We start from the raw sequence: 16,945 nt of genomic DNA, 5'->3' as shown, positions 1-16,945 counted from the left end.
CGCGGATTCGCTCATCTCGCCGACGTCATCGAAGGCGTCGACTTCATCAACGGCATCAAGCCATCAAACCAAGATCAAGCCGCCGCATGATGATCGCCTGGACACCAGATTTGACAGTAACTCGTTCCAAACGCGACGAGGAAATTGAAGACTGGGCGACCCGGCTGAACGACGCGGACCTCGACGGAGTGGTTGTTTGGTATCCGGGCGACGGCTCAACCCGTATCGAGAAACCAAAGGCCCTTTGCGCAGCAGAGCTCTTCAATCACCAGACCCACCACCGTGGTCAAGTCCACGCAATGCTTACAGCGGCAGGCGCAGAGCCCGAGCCGACAAACCTGTCGATGTTGGCATAGGTCGCGCGAAACGACCCAAGCCTGACCTTCTTCGCAGTGCAGGATGTGCCAGAACTCAAGCGTTCATGTCACCCGCGCAATCGACTGTTTCTGCCGTCCGCCCTTTCATCAAGGCGGACCTTGGCGCGGCGCTAGTGAAATGGCGGTGTGTCCGCGACCTACCAGTTCGACGAACGCGCAGCGGAGGTCAGCCATTGTGGAATCGAGTCTAGTGCGATGCGTCCGCTTCGGGCTGACGAAGGTCGTTCGCCCGAAGAGGGTGGCCTCCGACCGTCCCGAACATCCCTGTTGGCTTCGCTTCGAGCAGGTAGCGGGCTTTGCAAAGTTTGCTCCATTTTCTGACAGCGGACCTTCACGCCGTTTGCGGCGAGCGGCGGGTCAGAGCCCAAATCAACGGATGCTGCGCAACGCACCAATGTCCGCTCCTCGGGCACCGGCCAGAAACGTGACAAAATCAATGGCAGTTTCGCCACGGGCTTGTGGCACAAGATTTTTTAACGATTCCGGCGTCAGCAACGCCCGTGACAAAAACAACCGTTTTTGTCAAAGTCTTTGATGGAGAAGAACATAAGTCAGAACGTCAGTTGGAGATAATCTGTTGGAAGATCGCGGCTCTAGCGGGTTCAAGGCAGTCTCTCACTTGAGTGGCTTGCTCAGCCTGGAGCTCTGTCATGCCACTCGAGATACCGCCTATCAGACCCGACCATTCTTGTCGCGTGAAGAGCAAGTCACCTTCTGCTTCTAGAGCAGGGCCGGAAAGCCGTATCTTACCGCTCGCATCGAGCGAGCCTTCAATCTTCTGAGTTTCCCCCGTCGCTATACAGAGCTCCAGCAAAGCCTCGACCTTGTCGTTGAGCTCGTCGCCACGCGCTAGTGAGGCAGCGCAGATCATCAAAGCGAACAGTGTCTTAGCGCGCAGGATACGGTAAAAAGACAACTTCGGCATCGTATGACCCTTCCACGAAATGGCTTGAAACAAGCCAGGATACCCTCCAGCATACATGCAGCCTGCGGATATCTTGAAGGTTTTTTTCAAAGGTTGGCACGATGCTCCGACTTGCACCAACGCTCTTTGTCATTTTCATGTCCCTCGCTACCAGTGCTATCGCCCAAAATCGGGACGGCAATGTTCAACAAGCAATAGACCTAATCGTGCTTTTCTGTGTTGCAGGTGGCCAAGAGGTGACAACTGAAGTTCGCGAAGGTAGTTCTGATCAAATCTCGATAAACTCGCCGGGGCGCACTGTTACCCTTTCAAGCCGCCAGGTGCGTGGGCTTGTTGATGGTATTTCCTCAACAATGACAGGACTTACTGCTGAACAAGCTTCCGAAGCGCGTAGCTGCATGCGCCCCTATATAGACCGGATACTCTCGGTCCTAGTACCTCGAAATTCAGACCCCAGCCTTTTCCGCGACTATTATGGACGCATAACAATCTATCATGGGACAGACGGTCGAGTAATTTTCGATACGGATAGCCTCCTTGAGTTGCGAGATGGATTTGATGAAGTCGAGCTAGTCGGTGGCGGAAGGCGGGCAAAGGTCAGTTTCGAACTTCGTGGACAAAAAATGTACGTCTCAGGTTTGTATCGAGGAACGTCTGGTCGTGTTTACGTGATTGAGGGTGTCTCTGACTGGGATGGCTTCGGTTTTAAAGGAGATTTTAAAATGATCAGACCGGATCGGAACCCGCATGCGTTTGTCTTTGACTTCCAGTAGACCGAGCTAACCGTATCTCATACGCTTCTGTCACGGGCAATAACGACGGCTATTTTCTGGTTGAAAATATGGCTCATTTGGCCAAGCCGGTATTCAGTACATAGTCTATACCGGTGTCCGTCAGGAAGATCGCGGGCTTCCCGTGCACAAACTTCGAACCGATCAAGCGTCCATCGTCGGTGCGAACTATGTCTATGCCGCCGCCCGCCACTGATTCATACACGAGAATCTTTCCTTCTAATTCGTTCAATGTGGATGCCAGCCTCAACTCTGACATCCCCGAAACACTTCTTGCGATATCCTCAATCAGTATCCCCTTACCGGTTTTGCCATCAGGGCCCCGCGTGTTAGAAATGTAGCGCAGCACAGCATTCTCTTGAGGAGACAGGATATACCGAACGACTCCGCTGGCTTGCGTAAGGTCTTGGGTCATAGCTTGGATCAGTACATTCCGCATGGGCTCCAAGCATTTCCTGATTTCTGATGCCTGGCTTGCCGCTGCATCGCTGATGCTATTGGTGATACCTTCGCTAAGCAGTCGGTACTCTGATTTTGAGACCACGACGGATCCTTCCAGGGATCCATTTGAGGAGAGCGTCTTTAGAGACATTTTGCCATCGGCTTTGACTTCTCCGGATGCAACAAACGAACTGCCACTTCCGACGCAGAGTTCAACATAAACGTCCAGCCATTCCTGTACTGTAAGATTTTGGGCTGACAACCAAGTTGGCATCGAGGCGACGATGGCTATAATCCAAATGCGCATGATCGTTTCCCTGCCTACAGCGTTTACAAAGTGGTATTCTCTGAACTTTGAGCACAAGTATGACCGACCCGCAGGCGCGTGTCATCAGCTTGAGAGCACGCCAAAAACGATGGAATAGCCCAGAGCACTGTGGGGTGGTAATCCCCCCGTTTTTGCGGGGGCTTGGTCGTAGAATTTACGCGGCCATCTTCAGTTTCTGAGCGGGTGTCATCCCGCCGTTGCCCATGTTGGGGCGTTCATGGTTGTAAGACCAGAGCCACTCGGTTGCAATCTGCTGGACCTCCTCGATGCTTTCAAAAATGTACAAGTCCAGCCATTCGTGCCGGACCGTCCGGTTGTATCGCTCGACATAGGCGTTCTGCTGAGGCTTTCCTGGCTGGATATATGCCAAGGCAATGCCCCTGTTCTCAGCCCATTCCATGAGGGTGCCACTGACGTATTCCGGGCCATTGTCGACCCGAATTGTCCCAGGGGCACCACGCCATTCGATGATCTGGTTCAGGGCTCGAACAACCCGTTCCGCAGGCAGTGAAAAGTCGATCTCAATGCCCAGTCCTTCACGGTTGAAGTCGTCCAGAACGTTCAGCAGCCGGAATTGTCGTCCATCCCCCAGCCTGTCGGCCATGAAGTCCATCGACCAGACCTCGTTGGGGGCCTCTGGCACGGCCAACTCCTCGGGTTTCTCCCGCTTCAGGCGCTTACGCGGCTTGATCCGCAGGTTCAGCTCCAGTTCCCGGTAGATCCTGTAGACCCGCTTGTGGTTCCAGCCATGCCCCTGAACATTGCGCAGATACAGGAAGCAAAGGCCGAAGCCCCAAGTCTTCTTCGCCGTCGTCAGACCGAGCAGCAGGTCGGCGATCTGCTCGTTCTCATCGTCCAGCTTGGGGTTGTATCGGTAACAGGTCTCGCTGACCTCGAATGCCCGACAGGCCAGCGCGATGCTGACGTCCCTCGTTGCCACCGCCTTCTCGGCCAGCGCGCGGCGGTGCGCTGGCCGCATCACTTTTTTCCCAGAGCCTCCTTGAGGAGGTCATTCTGCATGCTGACGTCGGCGTACATGCGCTTCAGGCGGCGGTTCTCCTCCGCCATCGCCTTCATCTCGCTGATGAGGCTGACATCCATGCCGCCGTACTTCGCCCGCCACTTGTACAGCGTAGCGCTGCTCATCCCGTGATCGCGGCACAACTCGGCGGCAGGCACACCGCCCTCCATCTGGCGCAGCACGCCCATAATCTGGGCTTCGGTGAATCGTGTCTTCTTCATCGGAATCTCCTCGTTCATCCTGCCGAGAAAATTCTACGTTCGCATCCCCCTAAGATCGGGGGGGATTACCCCTTGAGCGACCTGTTTATCCTGCGCGGTGTGCCGTCGTTCATTCGTTCTGACAATGGCCCAGAGTTCGTTGCCCAGGCCGTACGCGATTGGATCAAGGCTGTCGGCGCGAAGACGGCATACATCGAACCAGGGTCACCCCTTTCGGGACATCGCAATGCGATGCCCTGTCGGGCAGTGCATGGGAGAACGGATATTGCGAAAGCTTCAATGCCCGGTTCAGAGATGAGTTCTTTAACGGCGAGATCTTCTACAGCCTACGCGAAGCACAAATCTTGATCGAAGAATGGAGAAAACACTACAATACCAAACGACCCCACAGTGCTCTGGGCTATCGCCCGCCAGCGCCAGAAACCATCGTCCAGATGGACCAAAGACCAATCATGCACTAACAATCAAATTGGACCACTCAAGTGGGGCTGATCAGAGGATTCTAATGAAATACGTTCTGGCATCGGTTCTTACGTTGGCATCGACTATTCCGGCAGCCGCGGAGTTGAGCCAGCGCGAACGCGAACTCTGGGCAGTTTATCACTCTTGTCTCGATCCCCACTTGCCGGATGTTGCGCGTCACGTACCAAGCCTTGAGGAAGGTGCCGACCTGATTGCTGAGAGCCTCTGTGTCGACGAACACACGGAACTACTGAACGAGATTGCCCGCCGCCCTACATTCAAAACCACTACAGTCTCCGAGAGTTTTGGGCAGGCGCTATTCGTGATCAAGCGGGATACGAAGCTGTGGATCTACATGACCCGCCGGGACGGCTAAATAGCGTATTCAAGCGGCAAATCCTGTCAAGGTCGCACCGCCATTCTAAAACGGGTTACACCTTGGAAAATCAGACAGTTTTCGAGCTGGCTGGTATGCGGAAGAAAGCGCCCTTATTTCCTGCCACCTTCACATGCCCCCACCTTCACACGCCCGCAGACGCAACCGCGCAGCGACGTGGCCCAGGGGTGATGCGCCGCCGGTGTCACTCCCGCTCCGACACTTCTTCCTCGAAAGGATTGTAGTCCTTCGCGCCGAAGTGCTGCGACAGTAGGGCCCATAGTTCCCGGGCGTTGACTCTCATTGGTTCGCCGCCTTCTGCTCTCCAGAGGTTTAGGAAACCCTCGAAGTCAATGCCTTCAATCTCGACGTCACCATTAACTTCGACATTCGCCCACTGATCGCTTGAGATGGTCTGGTCGACGCTGTGTCCTGGGCTCAGTTTCGGTGTCCAGCTCATGAAATTCCTCCGCCATTCGGTGTGCCCGTGAAGACCTACACCACCGCCGGAGCAATGACACGCCCGATCCACCTGCTTAGGACCTAGATCAGCCTATTTTGGAAACGACCCGTGGGGCGGTTCAGGTGATCCATGATCCCGACCAGGGCGCGATCTGATAGGGCGTCACGACGCCCGCGTATCGACTGATAACAACGCACGAGGAAAAAATCCTTGAAGGCGGACCTCGATCAACCAAACTCTATAAGATAGGGAGAGGGAAGACTTAGCTTGGCGGCCTCAATCTTCCCCCTCGTTTTGAAGATCGAAAGGAGCAAAAATGTCTTCCGACCCTAAATCCGACGTGGGGATTACCCCTCACAATCGCAAGTCGAACCATAGCCTTATTGTCAAACTAGGCAAGGCCATGCTCGAAGCTAAAGGCCATGGCGTATATGTTTTGCCGTTGGTCCTGATTATGCCGGGAGTCTTGTTCGCCGTGACAGTTGGTGCGGGCAGTGGGTAAACTTCTGCCCGCGTCGGCGGAATACTTTCTTAGAGGGGAAAGAGCGATGGTGGCGATGCAGGCGTGCTTGGAGCAATACCTCAATAGCGACTGGCGGGTAGATTTGCCGGCCGAATGGCAGGGGATATTCGCAGACTGCAAGGCGCTAGCAATCAATGCTCCGGGCCTCGTCGGCATTGATCTGCCCGAAGGTACTCCGATCTTCCCCCAACGGCGCGGGCAGGGACTCGATAGCGCTCCGCAAGGATCGCATCTTTGTCGGGCCTTCGATGGCATCGCACCCGCGAATGTCCGGGTAGTGGTGCTGGGTCAAGACCCCTATCCAGACGTTGCAAGAGCAACAGGGCGGGCCTTCGAGGACGGCGCGTGGGACGGAAACAACCCCGCGACTGCGGCCGATAGTCTGCGACGGCTGCTCCAATCGGCGGCGGCTTGTGCACGCCCCAACCTGGGAATTTCCGAAGAAACGGACGACTGGACCAGAATCTGGGATGCAGTCCACCGTGGGGGCCTCGCCCCTCCGATCATGCCGAGATACTTCGACGACTTGGCCGCACAGGGGGTGCTTTGCGTCAATGCGGCTTGGACCTTTACGGGGCGGGCGAGGACACATCTCGATGTGCACCTGAAGGTATGGAAGCCCGTGGTGAAGCACCTGATCCTGGGGATGATAACGCGAGAGGGTGGCGGACCGGTGTTCCTGCAACTAGGCGGAAAGGCTCGGAATTTGTTTCGCGGCGCGACTTGGCGACACCTTCGAGCGAATCCTGAGATTAACGTCCGGACCGTCTACTGCGCCCACCCCACGGCATGGACGGGCCAGACTTACTTCAACTACGAGAACCCCCTGACTCGGGTAAACCAAGCATTGGCCGAACTCGACGCCGGGGAAGTTCGATGGTGGCCGGAGCTTCCCCAGGTAGAAGCATGACCGACGCGACCTGGTGATGGCCCGTGGACCCGTTTGCCAGTGTGGAGCATCAGTCCCGCCCGTTGAATCCGCCTACTTTAGAAACGCTCGGAGAGGCGTCCAAGGTGTTCCATGATCCCGACCAGGGCGCGATCTGACAGGGCGTCGTGTTCCCGGCAAAGACGCTCATAGGTGCGCCAGTGCATTCCCTTGTCCCAGCTCGAAACTGCCCGCAAGATCGCTGTGCTCATGCTGACGCTGTGGAAAAACGAAACCGAGTATTAATGGACGAAGAAGGCCGCTGCCTGATCTGAATTCCCGCTCTAAAAGCTGGGAGCCAAGTCCCGACGGGACGGAGGTTGATCGATCTCGCAAAAACGGTTGGGATGTAGGCTCGCCTGCTCACCCCGCAAACGACATTGGAGACGATCCACCACTGAACACCATCATGAGGCGCACACGCGACCTCGGAGAGAACCATGACCCCGGACGGACAAAGCGCTCACCCGCTTGACAAAGCCGCAATCAGAGAACCGTTTTTGGAGCAGGGGTTCTGGCAAGGGTTTTTGTCAGGGGGAGTGTTGAAGTACCGGTTCTTGACGGCGATTGACGAGAACGATACCCGCTATGACGCAGGCAGCACCGGCCAACAGCCCGACCGAGATTTCCTCGCCAAGCAGTGTGACGGCCAGAACGCTGCCGAAGATGGGCATCAGGTGTACGAACTGTCCCCCTTTTTCAGGCCCGACAACACTGATTCCGTAGGACCAGAACAGAAACCCGAGCGCGGATGCGAAGACGGCCATGTAAAGGACTGCCAATACCGTGCTGCCTGACACTTCCGGTTGTTCGAAACCTCGAATGAGCAACAGGACAAGCATCGCTGCAAGCGCGACAAGGATGCTTGCCACGAGCGTCACCATTTGAGGTACATCAGCTGGCTTCGCGCGCAGCAGAAGCGTATACCAAGCCCAGATCAGGATCGCACCGAACATCCAGAGTTTGCCCGCATCGAACTGGAGTAGCGACAATTTGGGTTCGCGCGTAGATAGAACCAATACCATTGCCCCTACCAGAGACACCAGAAGTCCTGCGACTTGGCCCCCCGTCGGTCGAAATCCATTCCAGACCATCCCCCCCCCGCGACTGTTGCAACCGGTGCGAGCGCCAGGATCAGCAGGCAGTTCACCGCCTCGGTCAGCGACAGCGCTTGATAGACCATCGTGTGAAAGGCCGCGATCCCAGTCAGCCCCAGTAGGACAATCTTATGCCAGGACGCCAATAGAGCGCGGCGATGCTTGATGATGCCACGCAACGCGAAGGGCAGCAGGATCGCAAGACAAAGGCCCCAACGGATCGCGTTCAATTCTAGTGGCGCAATCTCTCCCCGGATCGCGCGTCCAGCGATGAAGTTTCCCGACCAGAACAGGGTTGCCAGAACGAGCGCGGCCAGGGCTGCCCGGGTTTCATATTGAGGTGCAATTCTCATCCGTTGTGTCCTCTCACTGCATTTCAAACAATTTGAGGCCATTGCCGACTAGAGCGCATGGGGCGGATGTCCCCGCCTTGCAGGGAAATCGATAGTTGGTTTAGGGCGTTTGTCCCATCGGGCCGGACAGAGTTCGGACAATGAGTTCGGACCGTGTGCTAAGCCCTGTCTTCTCCAGCAGCGAAGAAACCTGATTGCGCACCGTTTTTTCGCTCTTGCCAAGTTGCGCAGCGATATCTGGATTGCTCAGCCCCTTAGCAACCAATACCAGCACTTCCCGCTCTGCCGTTGTGATGCCTGCATCTGCCCCAGCGAGTGGTATGCCGTCACCGAGAAACCCGCTCAGAGCTGAGCAGAAGACCGACCATGCGGGCTCGGTTTCAAGTAGCACATGGTTGTTGCTGTTCAGCGGCACGAATTCCGCCCCCGGAATGGTCATGGCCAAGGCACGCCCCTGTTCAAAGGGAATGCGCCTGTCTCCCCGCGCATGCAGCACGAGGGTCGGAACGTTCAACTCGGCGGCGATGCAGCTGACGTCAATCTTGTGCAAGACATCCATCGTCCGCGCGGCCACTTCGGCCGAGGCCGTTTCCCTTTCAAGAGAACGCCACCAATCATGTTGCACTTGTGTCCCATCGGGAATGAACAGATTGGTAAAGACCTGGTTGAAGGCGGTGTTGTCCTGCCCCCAGCCAAGCCGCATCAGGTTGGTCAGCGTTGCGGCTTCGATCTGCGTGCGATCACTTTGACCCCGAGAAAGCAACCCCTTGGCATACCCACCGAAAAGAATGAGCCGCTTGACCCTTTCGGGGTGTCGGAAAGTATAGGCAATCGACAGCGCCGCGCCCTGGGACATCCCCAGCAAGGTGAACGGTTCTTCCAGCTTCGAAGTGACAGCTTCCAAGTCTGCAAGCCACGCCTCAAAGCTGATTTCCGGGACGTCCCTGGAAGACAGTCCGCACCCGCGCAAGTCGTAGCGCACGAGATGACCATAGGACGACAATTCCGCCAACCAGTGCCGCCAGACCGGGCTTTCTGGGTCGCGCGAGACGTGGGTCAGCCAGCGAGCGGCGCGCACGATAGTTGGGCCACGTCCCATGGACGCACACGCGATGCGCGTACCATCATTGGAGGTTACAAACGAAATGTCCTGTCTCAAAGTATCCGAAGGCTTCATACCTCTAGTTTACGGGTTTTCGCGTTGCAGCACACCATTCGAGTCTTGGGAGGCGATGTTGCACAAATCCGGTGAGGGATTCATCTCGTGAACCCAGCGTGGAAGCTGGGCTGCATGAGCAGACCCACACCCCCGAACTACAAGACCAGGAACTGGCCGGCCTATAGCGAAGCGGTCAGCCACCAGAGCTGGCATTGCTATTGACCGTTAGTTCTTAAAGCCACTGAAACGGCTCTCATGCAATTCCCTTTTTTCTATTTCAGAGAGAGGGGGCGATGGGCTTTGTTGCGCAGAACCAGTGATGGGCGTACTTTCCCTTTCCCCGGACGGTAGAGACGCTTGGCAGGCGCCCGCCACCCTTCGCGCCGCAACAGGACATGGATGCGCTTGTAGCGATAGCGAACACGCGTCTGTGCAATCTCCTTAAGCCGACTTCACAGCGCGCGGGGAGCGGCTCATTTCGGGAGGATAGCCGGACCATGAGGTTCATCTGAACGCGCTCTTTTTCATTTGATGTAGCGAAAGATTGGCCGAGCTATGGTATGATTCATCGAGCCATTAGCCACTGCGGAATCGCTATGATGCTAATTGACTGTACCATGGCGGATAAAAATGATCTCGTTCCCAAGCTCTTGGACAAAGGGTGCAGGAACGGCCGGTAACTTTCCATCCGATGGCATTCGAAATCGACTACCTGATCTTCAGAACGGAGACATTCGCGTATTACGCAGAAATTTAAGATTTTCGAACGGGCCCATGTCCGGATTTGCTGCCTTGAAGCCCCACCGTTGAATTTGCGAAGTTCAGTCTACAATTGGGTTGGACCACGTTGATGCGGCAAACGGTTGAGAAAGCGCCCGTTTGACTAGTTCGAGACGATCCTGACCATAAAACGGGTCTCCGTCGACAATATAAGTTGGTGAACCAAAGACGTTTTGCTCTCGCGCCCAAATCGAATTTTCTTGCAACTTGTCTTGAACCGTCTCCGACGCCGCCTGTTCCATCAGCGCATCCGCGTCGTGCCCCAAAGCCGCAGCCAATGTGGCAAGTGTTTGAGGGTTCGAAAGGTCGGCATCGTGCCGCCAATGCGCTTCCAGCAACGCATGCGCCATCACATCGGTCTTTGTGCCGGTCGCTCCGAGCGCCAAGATCATGCCTGAAGCGAGGCTGTAATCGGCATCGTGGTATGTTGGCCGAAAATTGATAATTGGAACGTTGCGATACTCGGCCCATCTTTCAATCTCGCGCCCGAAAAAATAGTCTACATGCGCCTGCGTTCGGGCCCGAAAGGGTTGACTGCCTTGCGCCTCCACAACCGGAGACAACAGAACCGGTTTGTGGATCAGGGTTACACGATATTCGACACAGATCTTGTTCAGTTCGGCAGAGCCCAGGTACGCGAAGGCCGAATGGGCTGAGTAAATGTATTCGATAACCGGCATCGCCCTACCATGGAGGATTCGACAACGAATGCCCAGTAGTGACTGGTAGGCGACACCCGCCGATGCTTGGACGAACATCTGGTATTGGGTTTGGCTGCCATGGTTGTCGAAGGGCGAACATAGCGGATTGGACTGCGTCCCTGTCTGCTGCTCCGCCACGCGCTCCATCACCGAGACGTGACCGCAAACGGCTTTCTGAGTAGCATTCGAGGTGTGATATCTAAACTGTTTAGTTTATCTGTCGGCGCGATTCAAACTCGAAGAATGGAACACTCGACATGGCCACGACCGGCAAACAGCTGTTCACCACATTGGAGGCAGACGGCACGCTGACCATAAAACTCGAAGATGTGACTTTTGCAGACCCAAGCGGCAACCAAGTCCTGGTCCGCATGGAAGCCGCCCCGATCAACCCGTCCGACCTCGCAATTCTTGTCAGTGGTGCTGACATGGAGAATGCCGAGTACAGCCATGGCAAATTCGTGGCCAAGATGCCGGCACCGGTCAACGCCGGCTCCAAGGCTCGCCACGGCTTGAAACTGCCCGCCGGCAACGAAGGCGCGGGCACGGTGATTGCCGCGGGCGACAGTGGTGCGGCAAAGGCACTGGTGGGTCAGCGCGTGTCTTGCGTGCCTGGCAATGCCTACAGCCAGTACTGCATCGCCGATGCTGCCATGTGCCTGCCGCTGGGCGAACATTCAGCGGAAGAAGGGGCAAGCGCCTTCGTCAATCCGATGACTGCGCTTGGTTTCGTAGAGAACGCCAAGGCGGATGGTCAGGACGCCATCTTGCATACGGTCGGCGCATCGAACCTCGGCCAGATGCTGACCCGGATCTGCAAGGAAGATGGCATCGGACTCGTCAACATCGTGCGCAAGAGCGACCAGGTCGACCTTCTGAATAACCTCGGCGCGGAGCACGTGGTGAATTCCTCCGACGAAGATTTCATGAAGCAACTGATCGCCGCCATCCACGCGACCGGCGCATTCTACGGCTTCGACCCGGTCGGGGGCGGAAAATTGGTCGACACCGCCTTCAAGGCGATGGAGCGCGTGGCGACGGAACAGATGACCGAGTATTCGCGCTATGGTTCGAACCAGATGAAGCGCATGTTCATCTACGGTCGCCTGGACACCAGCCCGACCATCCTGACACCAAGTTACGGGTTCGGCTGGACACTCTCAGGCTGGCTGCTCTTCCCCTTCCTTCAATCTGTCGGACGGGAAACCATGGGTCGGATGCGCCAGCGCGTGCGTGACAACCTCACCACCACCTTTGCCAGCCAGTACAAGTCGCGGGTCACGCTCGAGGAAATGCTGACGAAAGATGCGGTGCTGGACTACCGCGCCATGCGGACGGGCGAAAAGTACCTCGTGACGCCCTGGTCCTGACCCGCATGTCAAGATGGCGCCGCCCGACGGGGGGCGGCGCCGGATGCGACCATGCATTAAGATTCAAACTGGACCACCCGATGGGGACACTCCAAATCCCGCCGCATAGCATCGTGAGACATCGTGTTTGAATACAGGTTACACATTTCGAGATGCTATCCCCCTCAGATGCGATCTGCATGGCGCTGCTACATTCGTGCAAATCTTGTCCAATGATAATTTGAGACTGCCTCTTGTGAACCAAGGTCAGCGGACACTGGAAATATGTCGGCCAAAACCAGAGGACAAATCTTGGGCTACATACCTTACCATTCTACACCTTGGGGAGCTGATCCTGTTTCATGTTCAAGAGGACTCGCAGCATTTCCCGTGAGCGTCGCAAGCTTTGGCGCTTTGCGAAGTCACGAGCAATCAGGTCATAATCGTTCTCGAACAGGGGCATGAACCTTGGGTCGACATTTCGCTCCAGAGCATACTCATCCCGCATTGACCGAATGATCGTGGGAAGCTGGTCGTGGGACGGCCGGAGCATTTCATAGGTGGTACACCTGTCGCGTAACGGCGCCGGGATTCTGCTCAAGTCATTTGCGGTGAAAATCCAGCTCATCATGGAGCAATCGGTGTTCACGGCCAAAAACTTGTCGCGATAGGTTCTTGCGTCGACTTGCTCGGTCAAGCTCAGCAACGAAGCAAAGATATCGCCATTATGACTTGACTGAACCTTGTCGATCTCGTCGAGCACCAACACCGGGTTGATTGCTTTCTGGCGCAAGACGGCCTTGGTCATGATGCTGGGCAGGGCGGTGGACCACCCGGCCGAAACCCCGAAGATGTTTGCATCACTGTGTCCCGCCACACTCACGATGTGCGGCTCACAACCCAGTGTTCTGCACAGGGCCCTGACGAGGGTCGTTTTGCCGACACCCGGTTTTCCCGCGATGATCGTTGGGCGGAACTTCAGGGCATCATTTCCAAAACTCCATGAATGACGAACCTCGGACAGCAAGCCGTGAATCACGGTTGCAGCATTGGGGAACTTCTCGGAAAGAGTCTGAGCCTGCGCCAGATTCTGAGGCGCGACCCTGATCACATCGCTGACGTAAAGCAGGTCGTCGATTTCCTTGATCTCTTTGCACGCACTGCTGGGAAGATCGCTTTTGTCATCGACGCCAAGAAGATACGCGCCCGATTGCCGTGGCATCGCTTCCGTCTGGGACAGCATCTTTCTCAGTGCTCTGAATTCCTTTTTCGAAAGCACGTGCAGGCATTTTCGCAAAGCCATTTTGAAAATTCTGGCTTGCTGCCAATCTGAGCGGTCATCCGCCGTGTAGTGTTTGAACGTAGATGCAGAAAACGGATCACTGAAATCCCGCAGAACGCAAGACAGAACGCTACAGATTTCTTCATTTGATGCAGTCTCGATCATGGCAGACCGGATCATTGACATATCCAAATGATCCCATCCTTCAAACAGGTCGTCGCAAAGGTCTGACATGCGGCCGCAGTGGTATTTGATGGAATCCAGGAGAGCTTTACGCTCGAGATCATCTTCGGGGTCTTGGGTGTCGTTCATTTGGGGCCTCGTCGGAAAAACGGGGAGGCTCCAGTTCAGTCAACCGTCAGCCAGAACGCGCTCTGGGACGTCAAAACCGGCGTGCACCTTGCAGCCTCCCTTTGTCAGGGATCGTTCTGAGATCAGAACGATATTCGCAGGCCGCAAATGGTGAACGCGTGTGTCATGGTCGGAACATTAAGTGAACATGCGCAGGGCTGTCAAGATCGATGTGTGGCGCCCGGCGAGACGGGACCGGTCGGTTGAGTTGGGGAGACAGGCTGTGGCGATCCGATACGCTCACCCTAGGCGAACGCACTTGGTAGCCGGAAGTCTTTCTACTCAGTCGCCAGATGGCTCAGAGCTGCCATCAACGTCACGAACAATTTCAGCGTGACAAGTTGCATCGACCGGAGGCTAATACAAAACAGGCGGTAGTCATGCAGGCGTGGTTTGTGAACAAAACAGGCTGTTGTGATTTGAAGGAAAAACGTCGAAATCTGATTCCTGTTGGGCAGTTCAATGCGCTATTCACGATTACCCCTCATCACCCGAAATGTCCATATTTTGAGCGGATGCGGAACTTATGAGCTGATTAAAACGATATCGCAAAATTGTGGGCATAGCCTGTTCGAAAACTTTTCTATATCCTGCCCTCATGAATTCTTGTAAGAGCACGAGAATATGAACAAAACTGGAGTGTGACGCGTGGCGAAAATTGACCTGAGCAAGATGAACTTTGATGAACTGAAAGAGCTTCAGAAGGACCTGCCCAAGGCGATTGAGGAATTCACAGAGCGCAGGCGTCGTGAGGCATTGGCGGCTGCGAAAGAAGCCGCGGCAGCTGCCGGGTTTTCTCTGGAAGAACTGGTGGGAAAGCCATCAAAGCCCAAGGGGGGCTTTCTACCAGCAAAATATCGGCATCCTGAGAATCCAGAGGTAACCTGGTCCGGCCGCGGACGACGCCCAGCCTGGATCAAAGAAGCACTCGATGAAGGCAAGAGCCTCGAAGATTTTGCAATCTGATTGACGTAGTAGTTTAGCATTCATACCCACTAGGTGACGAGTGCGGCCAACGAGATGGCGGAGCGAAACACTTTCGGGCATCGGTCGTATCTGGTTGCGACCCGCCGCCAGTCCCTCAGCCTGCCGAAGATCGATCCGGTTGTGGTGATTCTATCTGCGCTTGTTGTATCTGACGGCTTTCCCCCACGCGGAAGAGATCGAAGAACGCGGTTGGTGCTTCACCAATCGCCCCCTCGAGCGCCGCGAACGCGAAGTTGCCATCGGCAGCGACGATGTGGGTCTCGGCGTAGGCCGTTCATGTCGGCCTACACTAAGGGCGGAAATCCGACATTCACTTCAGCAGCGAGCGATAAAGCATCGAAGGCCAATAGCTACCATTCACTTATGTCGCATACTAGGCATCGAGATGTAGTTTTAGGTCCTTAAGTATATCAAACAGACTTGGATCAACGTCCGCTACCGTCATCTCTTCTATTACACGAGATGAGGTCACGGTAACCTTGTATTTTTCCTGCACTTTTCCAACTATTGAGAAAAGACTGACTTACCCGGCACCACGCGCCGTCGAAATTCAGCTTCCTGCCAATTCTCGGTAAAGTTCCTTTCTTCCTCTGCCGAGATTGTAGCAATGTCTTTCTTTGATCCCTTACCCACCTCGTAGCTAATTTTGGATCCGATGCGGGCTGAGAGGGTTTTTGACCTCATATCTTCCACACATGCATTAATGATTTCGACTATGTCGGCCTGCCAGCCCTTTGGGAGACTTCCAGAAAAATGCTTTTTAACGACACTAATTATCGCATCTGGAACAAGAAGAAAGTTCTCGATTTCCTTGTGCGGCAAAACTCTACAGAGAGTATCGCCTACGTTCACTTCATCCAGAAAATCTTGAATTTCATCATCGCAGCGGTAGTCGCGATCAAATATAGCAGAAACGGGAATTTTGAAGCCAAAGAAATTTTCAAAAACCCACGACGAAGTCGTGACTCTTGACCAATTCGAAAACCCATCAGTTTTCATGAGGGTCACAGAGGTGTTTGAGATAAAGTCAGTCGCTCCAAGTCTCTTTGCCAATTTGGACAGGATTTTTGCGTCTTTTCCCTCAAAGTACAAAACCTTCTTAGTCTTTGCCAGCCGTGCGAACTGCGCATTCTCTGAGCTGCCAATTGCAGAATACACGTCCGAATACCCAGATTCACCTTGTATCCTTTTGGCGCTTCTCGACTCTGGTCGAACTATGAGCACTTCTCCGGGTTCCACATCATTGATGATTTCTGTCGAATGCGTCGCAATGAAGTATTGAGCAACTCGCTGGCTAACCAATCGCAATAGCCGATGTTGAAGATCAGGGTGCAAATAAATGTCTGGCTCATCAAGGATTAGTGTTGAAGAGTGGTTCGACGCAGTAAGATGCATCATAGTCTGCATCCAAACTTGGAATCCAAAGCCGGACCATTGTACTTCTCGAACGTGAGGACCCTCACGGAAGTACATTCTCACGACAGGGCGTTTTCCACTTCGTTCAATTTCCGGGCGGCGAACCCTAATTCCAGGCCACCCCATCTCCACTAAATCGGCAAACGCCTCGAACTCCTGCTCAGTTTTGTGCAGCCAAAAGTTCCTAAAGTTGCGACTAGCGAGCCTCCCGTACCTATTCCGTTCGACCGTTTCTTGCTGAACTAGTTCCTCATTTTGCTCCAGTGGGCTAAGTGTTGGAACTATGACCAAATCCAAGGGAAATTGATCGCGTAGAAACTGAGTGTTTTTTCGCGGCGCCAGTTCGCACTCTAAATAGCACTCGAGGGGGCCGTCGTTTGGCATCAAGATAACGAATGTGTTGCCATTTTCTAGTTTTATGGAGATTTTCGCCCGCCCATCACCAAAGTTATGAATGCAATAACGCAAATCTGTCTGTATCGCCGTCCCTGGGCTCTGGACCCATTGATTTGGTTGCGGTCTCCGCGTGATCTTGATTCAAGCTCCCAAACTTCAGGGGGCGTGATGAGCAATCTTTTCTGGCTGACTGACGAACAAATGGCGCGGCTCCGACC

The 16,945-nt window shown here is 54.9% G+C and carries 17 protein-coding genes and 2 pseudogenes; 7 read left to right on the top strand and 12 right to left on the bottom strand.

What is annotated here, in order from left to right:
* Positions 1-86: 86 nt before the first annotated feature.
* Positions 87-356, top strand: coding sequence for a DinB family protein (locus tag JF290_RS19320; RefSeq protein WP_233155606.1), 270 nt, complete (start codon positions 87-89; stop codon positions 354-356).
* A gap of 580 nt (positions 357-936) precedes the next feature.
* On the opposite strand, the gene JF290_RS19315 is transcribed toward JF290_RS19320, so the two are convergent.
* Positions 937-1,302 (bottom strand): hypothetical protein, encoded by a 366-nt coding sequence (locus tag JF290_RS19315; protein ID WP_233155605.1) that lies wholly within the window; start codon positions 1,300-1,302, stop codon positions 937-939.
* A 137-nt stretch (positions 1,303-1,439) separates the two neighbouring features.
* On the opposite strand from JF290_RS19315, the gene JF290_RS19310 reads away from it, so the two are divergent.
* Positions 1,440-2,075, top strand: a complete 636-nt coding sequence (locus tag JF290_RS19310; RefSeq protein WP_199026538.1) for a hypothetical protein — start codon at positions 1,440-1,442, stop codon at positions 2,073-2,075.
* 73 nt (positions 2,076-2,148) lie between these two features.
* Here the strand turns inward: JF290_RS19310 and JF290_RS19305 are convergent, their stop codons facing one another.
* On the bottom strand, positions 2,149-2,841 hold the full coding sequence (locus tag JF290_RS19305) for a hypothetical protein (RefSeq protein WP_199026537.1): 693 nt from the start codon (positions 2,839-2,841) through the stop codon (positions 2,149-2,151).
* A gap of 175 nt (positions 2,842-3,016) precedes the next feature.
* A protein-coding gene (locus JF290_RS19300; RefSeq protein ID WP_199026536.1) for an IS3 family transposase occupies positions 3,017-4,104 on the bottom strand; the annotation gives its coding sequence in 2 pieces (ribosomal slippage) (positions 3,017-3,855 and positions 3,855-4,104; 1,089 coding nt in all).
* 72 nt (positions 4,105-4,176) lie between these two features.
* On the opposite strand from JF290_RS19300, the pseudogene JF290_RS19295 reads away from it, so the two are divergent.
* Positions 4,177-4,565: pseudogene (locus JF290_RS19295) on the top strand (integrase core domain-containing protein); the annotation flags it as partial.
* A gap of 44 nt (positions 4,566-4,609) precedes the next feature.
* A complete protein-coding gene (locus tag JF290_RS19290) occupies positions 4,610-4,942 on the top strand; it encodes a hypothetical protein (RefSeq protein WP_199026535.1) in 333 nt (110 codons plus the stop codon).
* A 205-nt stretch (positions 4,943-5,147) separates the two neighbouring features.
* Here the strand turns inward: JF290_RS19290 and JF290_RS19285 are convergent, their stop codons facing one another.
* Positions 5,148-5,402, bottom strand: a complete 255-nt coding sequence (locus tag JF290_RS19285) for a hypothetical protein (protein WP_199026534.1) — start codon at positions 5,400-5,402, stop codon at positions 5,148-5,150.
* A 551-nt stretch (positions 5,403-5,953) separates the two neighbouring features.
* On the opposite strand from JF290_RS19285, the gene JF290_RS19280 reads away from it, so the two are divergent.
* Positions 5,954-6,838, top strand: a complete 885-nt coding sequence (locus JF290_RS19280) for a uracil-DNA glycosylase family protein (protein ID WP_199026533.1) — start codon at positions 5,954-5,956, stop codon at positions 6,836-6,838.
* Positions 6,839-6,915: 77 nt separating this feature from the next.
* Here JF290_RS19280 and JF290_RS19275 read toward each other — a convergent pair whose 3' ends face one another.
* From JF290_RS19275 to JF290_RS19255, 5 genes are all read right to left on the bottom strand, one after another.
* Positions 6,916-7,068: a hypothetical protein gene (locus JF290_RS19275; RefSeq protein ID WP_199026532.1), complete on the bottom strand. Its 153-nt coding sequence runs from the start codon at positions 7,066-7,068 to the stop codon at positions 6,916-6,918.
* A 318-nt stretch (positions 7,069-7,386) separates the two neighbouring features.
* Complete coding sequence (locus tag JF290_RS19270) at positions 7,387-7,881, bottom strand: DMT family transporter (protein ID WP_199026531.1); 495 nt, start codon at positions 7,879-7,881, stop codon at positions 7,387-7,389.
* Positions 7,882-7,886: 5 nt separating this feature from the next.
* A complete protein-coding gene (locus JF290_RS19265; RefSeq protein ID WP_199026530.1) occupies positions 7,887-8,306 on the bottom strand; it encodes a DMT family transporter in 420 nt (139 codons plus the stop codon).
* 100 nt (positions 8,307-8,406) lie between these two features.
* Positions 8,407-9,405: an alpha/beta fold hydrolase gene (locus JF290_RS19260; RefSeq protein ID WP_233155604.1), complete on the bottom strand. Its 999-nt coding sequence runs from the start codon at positions 9,403-9,405 to the stop codon at positions 8,407-8,409.
* Between the two features lie 881 nt (positions 9,406-10,286).
* Complete coding sequence (locus JF290_RS19255; protein WP_233155602.1) at positions 10,287-11,093, bottom strand: 2-hydroxychromene-2-carboxylate isomerase; 807 nt, start codon at positions 11,091-11,093, stop codon at positions 10,287-10,289.
* 110 nt (positions 11,094-11,203) lie between these two features.
* Between JF290_RS19255 and JF290_RS19250 the strand changes: the two genes are divergently transcribed.
* The gene (locus JF290_RS19250; RefSeq protein WP_199026528.1) at positions 11,204-12,316 is read left to right on the top strand and encodes a zinc-binding dehydrogenase; all 1,113 of its coding nucleotides are present in this window, start codon (positions 11,204-11,206) and stop codon (positions 12,314-12,316) included.
* A gap of 313 nt (positions 12,317-12,629) precedes the next feature.
* Here JF290_RS19250 and JF290_RS19245 read toward each other — a convergent pair whose 3' ends face one another.
* Positions 12,630-13,889 (bottom strand): AAA family ATPase, encoded by a 1,260-nt coding sequence (locus tag JF290_RS19245; protein WP_199026527.1) that lies wholly within the window; start codon positions 13,887-13,889, stop codon positions 12,630-12,632.
* A 687-nt stretch (positions 13,890-14,576) separates the two neighbouring features.
* Here JF290_RS19245 and JF290_RS19240 point away from each other — a divergent pair.
* Entirely contained in the window at positions 14,577-14,894 is a 318-nt protein-coding gene (locus tag JF290_RS19240; RefSeq protein ID WP_199026526.1) for an H-NS histone family protein, read from the top strand.
* Between the two features lie 29 nt (positions 14,895-14,923).
* On the opposite strand, the pseudogene JF290_RS19235 reads toward JF290_RS19240, so the two are convergent.
* Positions 14,924-15,025, bottom strand: a pseudogene (locus JF290_RS19235) (IS5/IS1182 family transposase); the annotation flags it as partial.
* 394 nt (positions 15,026-15,419) lie between these two features.
* Entirely contained in the window at positions 15,420-16,715 is a 1,296-nt protein-coding gene (locus tag JF290_RS19230; protein ID WP_199026525.1) for an ATP-dependent nuclease, read from the bottom strand.
* Between the last annotated feature and the right edge of the window lie 230 nt (positions 16,716-16,945).

Source organism: Sedimentitalea arenosa (assembly GCF_016428585.1).
Taxonomy (GTDB): domain Bacteria; phylum Pseudomonadota; class Alphaproteobacteria; order Rhodobacterales; family Rhodobacteraceae; genus Sedimentitalea; species Sedimentitalea arenosa.
The sequence above is the reverse complement of the archived record's forward strand: the minus strand, read 5'-3'. Positions and strand labels throughout refer to the sequence as shown.

What these genes read in the sequence shown, in the direction of transcription:
- JF290_RS19250 (WP_199026528.1), top strand. Translation starts at nt 11,204, where the DNA reads ATGGCCACGACCGGCAAACAGCTGTTCACCACATTGGAGGCAGACGGC.
- JF290_RS19260 (WP_233155604.1), bottom strand. Translation starts at nt 9,405, where the DNA reads ATGGGACGTGGCCCAACTATCGTGCGCGCCGCTCGCTGGCTGACCCAC.
- JF290_RS19265 (WP_199026530.1), bottom strand. Translation starts at nt 8,306, where the DNA reads ATGAGAATTGCACCTCAATATGAAACCCGGGCAGCCCTGGCCGCGCTC.
- JF290_RS19255 (WP_233155602.1), bottom strand. Translation starts at nt 11,093, where the DNA reads ATGGAGCGCGTGGCGGAGCAGCAGACAGGGACGCAGTCCAATCCGCTA.
- JF290_RS19275 (WP_199026532.1), bottom strand. Translation starts at nt 7,068, where the DNA reads ATGAGCACAGCGATCTTGCGGGCAGTTTCGAGCTGGGACAAGGGAATG.
- JF290_RS19310 (WP_199026538.1), top strand. Translation starts at nt 1,440, where the DNA reads ATGTCCCTCGCTACCAGTGCTATCGCCCAAAATCGGGACGGCAATGTT.
- JF290_RS19290 (WP_199026535.1), top strand. Translation starts at nt 4,610, where the DNA reads ATGAAATACGTTCTGGCATCGGTTCTTACGTTGGCATCGACTATTCCG.
- JF290_RS19230 (WP_199026525.1), bottom strand. Translation starts at nt 16,715, where the DNA reads ATGCCAAACGACGGCCCCCTCGAGTGCTATTTAGAGTGCGAACTGGCG.
- JF290_RS19305 (WP_199026537.1), bottom strand. Translation starts at nt 2,841, where the DNA reads ATGCGCATTTGGATTATAGCCATCGTCGCCTCGATGCCAACTTGGTTG.
- JF290_RS19280 (WP_199026533.1), top strand. Translation starts at nt 5,954, where the DNA reads ATGGTGGCGATGCAGGCGTGCTTGGAGCAATACCTCAATAGCGACTGG.
- JF290_RS19315 (WP_233155605.1), bottom strand. Translation starts at nt 1,302, where the DNA reads ATGCCGAAGTTGTCTTTTTACCGTATCCTGCGCGCTAAGACACTGTTC.
- JF290_RS19285 (WP_199026534.1), bottom strand. Translation starts at nt 5,402, where the DNA reads ATGAGCTGGACACCGAAACTGAGCCCAGGACACAGCGTCGACCAGACC.
- JF290_RS19270 (WP_199026531.1), bottom strand. Translation starts at nt 7,881, where the DNA reads ATGGTATTGGTTCTATCTACGCGCGAACCCAAATTGTCGCTACTCCAG.
- JF290_RS19320 (WP_233155606.1), top strand. Translation starts at nt 87, where the DNA reads ATGATGATCGCCTGGACACCAGATTTGACAGTAACTCGTTCCAAACGC.
- JF290_RS19245 (WP_199026527.1), bottom strand. Translation starts at nt 13,889, where the DNA reads ATGAACGACACCCAAGACCCCGAAGATGATCTCGAGCGTAAAGCTCTC.